General features: G+C 44.2%; 1 protein-coding gene. It reads left to right on the plus strand.

Annotation, left to right across the window (positions count from 1 at the left end; translation table 11 throughout):
• A partial coding sequence (locus PAND9192_RS20310) for an S-(hydroxymethyl)glutathione dehydrogenase/class III alcohol dehydrogenase (protein ID WP_087855094.1) occupies positions 1–1037 on the plus strand: 1037 nt, incomplete at both ends.

Consider the following 1037-nt stretch of genomic DNA (forward strand, 5'->3'; position numbering starts at 1 on the left):
ATGACTGACAAATTTATCAAATCAAAAGCTGCTATCGCATGGGGTCCAAAACAACCTCTTTCTGTTGAAGAAATTGATGTAATGCTACCACGTGCTGGCGAAGTATTAGTTCGCATCGTTGCAACTGGCGTATGTCACACAGATGCATTCACATTATCAGGCGACGATCCAGAAGGTATCTTCCCAGCAATCCTTGGTCACGAAGGCGGCGGTATTGTTGAAATGGTTGGTGAAGGCGTAACAAGTGTTGAAGTTGGCGACCACGTTATTCCACTTTACACTGCTGAGTGTGGCAAATGTAAATACTGTCTATCTGGCAAAACTAACCTTTGTCAGGCAGTACGTGAAACTCAAGGTAAAGGCCTAATGCCAGACGGCACAACCCGTTTCTACAAAGACGGTCAGCCAATTTTCCATTACATGGGTTGTTCTACTTTCTCTGAGTACACTGTACTTCCAGAAATTTCTTTGGCTAAAATCAGCAAAGAAGCACCTCTTGAAGAAGTTTGTCTACTAGGTTGTGGTGTAACAACGGGTATGGGTGCGGTACTTAATACAGCTAAAGTTGAAGAAGGCAATACTATTGCTGTCTTTGGTCTTGGTGGTATCGGTCTTGCTGCTATCATCGGTGGTACTATGGCTAAAGCAAGCCGTATCATTGCGATTGATATCAACGAAAGCAAATTCGACCTTGCACGTAAACTAGGTGCGACAGATTGCATCAACCCAATGAAGTTTGATAAGCCAATTCAAGAAGTGATTGTTGAAATGACTGATGGCGGCGTAGATTACTCTTTTGAGTGTATCGGTAACGTTAATGTTATGCGTTCAGCACTTGAGTGTTGTCACAAAGGTTGGGGCGAGTCTGTAATCATCGGTGTAGCTGGTGCAGGTCAAGAGATCTCTACTCGTCCATTCCAACTAGTAACTGGTCGTGTATGGCGTGGTTCTGCATTTGGTGGTGTTAAAGGCCGTTCAGAGCTTCCTGGTATCGTTGACCGTTACATGGCAGGTGAATTCCAACTTGATGACTTCAT

The sequence above is a fragment of the Photobacterium andalusiense genome (assembly GCF_900185625.1).
Taxonomy (GTDB): domain Bacteria; phylum Pseudomonadota; class Gammaproteobacteria; order Enterobacterales; family Vibrionaceae; genus Photobacterium; species Photobacterium aquimaris.